3 protein-coding genes and 1 pseudogene are annotated in these 3,189 nt (G+C 43.2%); all 4 read right to left on the bottom strand.

The genetic code is table 11. The annotated features are described in order from the left end of the window. Positions 1 to 167 precede the first annotated feature (167 nt). Complete coding sequence (locus tag H0247_RS16800) at positions 168 to 686, bottom strand: Hcp family type VI secretion system effector (RefSeq protein WP_180743562.1); 519 nt, start codon at positions 684 to 686, stop codon at positions 168 to 170. Between the two features lie 579 nt (positions 687 to 1,265). After that, positions 1,266 to 1,532, bottom strand: coding sequence for a type VI secretion system PAAR protein (locus tag H0247_RS16795; protein ID WP_180743561.1), 267 nt, complete (start codon positions 1,530 to 1,532; stop codon positions 1,266 to 1,268). A gap of 62 nt (positions 1,533 to 1,594) precedes the next feature. Then, entirely contained in the window at positions 1,595 to 2,533 is a 939-nt protein-coding gene (locus H0247_RS16790) for an IdsF (protein WP_180743560.1), read from the bottom strand. Continuing rightward, positions 2,484 to 3,189: pseudogene (locus tag H0247_RS16785) on the bottom strand (hypothetical protein); the annotation flags it as partial. The pseudogene H0247_RS16785 and the gene H0247_RS16790, both read right to left, overlap by 50 nt.

The following is a 3,189-nucleotide window of genomic DNA, read 5'->3' as shown; positions in this document are numbered from 1 at the left end:
CCATGGCTACCGCACGCCTCGGGTTTCCCGGAGCGGCACGGCGCTATCCTGATGAAAATGAAAACCTGAGTTGTGGTCTGAGTCTGCTCACACCACAGTTCATGTTGATAAAGCATCACGTTAAGAAAAACGCAGAAAACCCGGGGCAAGCCCGGGTTCGGTGGGAATTACGCTTCGACCGGTGCACGCCAGTCATCAGAGCCGGACGTTCCGGCGACGGTGTGCTCCCAGTCAATTTTGCGGTAAGCCAGTGACACTTCAATCAGTTGGGTGTAATCCAGTTTGGATGGATCCTGGCAGTGTGGCATTTTGCAGTCGATGTCAACGATGGTGGCATCGGTCAGCACAGTAGAGAAGAAATGCTCCTGCTTACCTTCAACCGACGTGCGGTACCATTTCAGGGTCACGGTCGGCAGCATTTCGCCAGACGCCAGGGCGTTGTACATCAGCGGAACGGCTTTGTTCAGCGCGACGGTGAATTTGAACGGCTTGTGTACGCGTTGGCCAGACGGCTGACCAGACTGTGGGTCGGTTGGTACGGTGACGATGTGTTTGAATTCCTGTACCAGCATTTCGTCTTCGTGACCCTGCACGTAGATATTGCCGACAGAATCAGAAGTGAAAGCACCCGCGGTAATGTTGCCCTGAGTTTTACCTTCGATGCTGATATAGCATGGAGTTGGCATAGTCTTGCTCCTTGTTGTTGAACAGAATGAGTTTTGTTAAACGTGTTTAGTAACGTCCCATCCTGTATAGCAATTCACATGCCAGTTTTTATCTTTATGTTTTAAAAGGATATTTCCTTAACTCAAATTTTCTTTAAGCAAAATTTGAGCAAGAAGTTGCGCAGACCTCGCGAAAAAACGGCATTTATTGCGCAAAAAGTGATTTACACCAGAAAGTGAGCAAGAAGTTGCGCAGAATGCGCAATTATTCTGAAAGTTTGCGTTAGTGATAAATTATTTCAATAAATGGTCTATTGAAATATCATTAATTGATAGGAAGTCATCTATTTTAGGTTATAAATAAACCACACAAATATTGTGTGCATGCGAGTGCCCACTCATATCCGATGAAAAAATAGACAGATAAAAATCGCTATTTTCATAAAAAAGCGGGGCTGCAATTATGCAACACCCGCCTGAAATTGAGTTGATTCAATCTGTTAAGTAAACTTATCCATGAAATCAATCAAACCAGAAATGCCACTTTCGCGCCTTCTCTGGAGAAAATATCTGAATAACAACTGAAATAGGATAGATATATCAGCCTATATTCACACTTCCCCCGCCAATCAGCACGCCACCACAACTCACCCCATCCCCCGTTCTCGCTGCGGGTTTACCATCAATAAATACACTCGATGAACCACCGCTAATACTCCGCGCATGACCATGGGGAACCAAAGGATCGCCTTGCCGAGCCAAAGGTAAACCATCCACCTTAACCGTGGATGAACCTGCCATGACAGATGTCGGCGGATGACTACCATGCCCAGTATCGCTATCGCCTAATTTAACTGCGTTACCCATTTTTTAATTCGTCCGTTAAAAAATAAATAAAAAATTATTTATTCCAGAATAATTAGCCTAAATCACCTTACCAACGTCACCTTACCATCAATTATAGAGAAATAAGGATTGTAAGAGAAAACTATTTCCCCACTGCTATTTATAAAGCGAAGTGGTGAGTTTTGATAATAACCAACACCTAGACGAAATAATCGACCATCACGATATTTTATGATTTTATATTTATTCCATTCAATCGGAAGGGGAGTAAATTTCTTATCAATCACATGCTGAGGAAAATCGGTTGAAATAAACATCATCCCCGTTGTAGCCCCTTCTGCAAAAGCCATTTCTTGATTCGATATTTGTGAGGTTTTTTTCAATCCTTCAATATCACGGTCCTTCATCATCATCCAAATATCCGTATAAGCCAGCTTGATTTTTGGCAAATCATTTTCCGTTACAGGTGTGGCATTGACCCACGCCCAGCGGGGCAAACCAGTGGCTTTCAGACTCCCTCTGATTTTATAGAAGCCGTAGTCTTGTTCATTCTGGGTATAGCCTTCAAACACGGTGGCGCTATTGGCCGTATTGACTGATTCACTCGCCGTAATCTCGCCTTTCTCATTCACACTTAATTTAAAATTGGCGATCTCTGTACTGGTTGTCTCGGTATCCTTAGTGACTATCACCTGACAGGAAGAATCTGGATATAAAGTCTTGGGATCTTTATGATCCTGTGGTCCCATTAGTAATTCGATATCATTATTTCCATTTTCTAAAAATGCCGTCAGATTAAATCCTGCGGACATTGTACCTTGTTCAGCATGCCCTGTATCTACAGCAGGAAGTGAGTTAACTCTTAAAATACAAGAGCTTTTGTGCGACTTAAAAGAAAATAGGTATTTCTCATTACTCATTTCTTTCGCCTCCACTGGAAAAACAGCAATCAACAAAAAAGTAATAACATGATTAAATAATACTGAATTTACACTCTGATTTGTTTTTTTCCAATTTATCATGAATGACCCACTCCTTTTTTGCATTATTACTTTTTTCCACTTTTGAATCACTGGAAGAATTTCCAAAAACTCCCCCATCTTCATTTGAACTAGTTCCTGTTCCTTGAGATATATTTACCGTATAATTCACATAAACCTTCGCCGTTATGCCTTCGTGGTAAAATACCAAATCCAGCTTATCTTTTGTAGGCGCATGTAACCCCAAACATCCTTTTGCTACCGCCTTTCCACCAACCTCCAGTGCGCCCTCTGCGATATAAAATCGGACACCCGCTCGGACATTCGCTTCCGTGGTCAGTGTGAGCGTGGCTTCTGCTGATTCGTCTTTTTGCCATTCCCACTCATTTTTGGCGTCTGATTTAAATGCCAGCGTGAAGTTGAGATCTCCCTCTGCCACCAACCAAAATTTCATCCCGAAAAATGCGGCGTTACGACCTTCTTGATAAGCCTGCTCCTGAGACATCAATCCTTCGCGGACTGCCGCCAGAAGAACATCTGCGTGATACCAGGCAGCAAATGCCTGGAGCAGATCCAGCGTCATTTTTATCCCAATCAGTGGAGCCAGCCCCAGCGATAACTCTCGTTCAATATAAACCTCACCGGAGGTGCTATCTTCTTTTAATTCACCCTTGGCGTTAAATAACTTCGCCAAATAG

It is taken from the genome of Pectobacterium sp. CFBP8739 (genome assembly GCF_013449375.1).
Taxonomy (GTDB): Bacteria; Pseudomonadota; Gammaproteobacteria; order Enterobacterales; family Enterobacteriaceae; genus Pectobacterium.
Note: the sequence above shows the minus strand (reverse complement) of the source record. Positions and strands in the feature narration are given on the sequence as shown.

What these genes read in the sequence shown, in the direction of transcription:
- H0247_RS16800 (WP_180743562.1), bottom strand. Translation starts at nt 686, where the DNA reads ATGCCAACTCCATGCTATATCAGCATCGAAGGTAAAACTCAGGGCAAC.
- H0247_RS16795 (WP_180743561.1), bottom strand. Translation starts at nt 1,532, where the DNA reads ATGGGTAACGCAGTTAAATTAGGCGATAGCGATACTGGGCATGGTAGT.
- H0247_RS16790 (WP_180743560.1), bottom strand. Translation starts at nt 2,533, where the DNA reads ATGATAAATTGGAAAAAAACAAATCAGAGTGTAAATTCAGTATTATTT.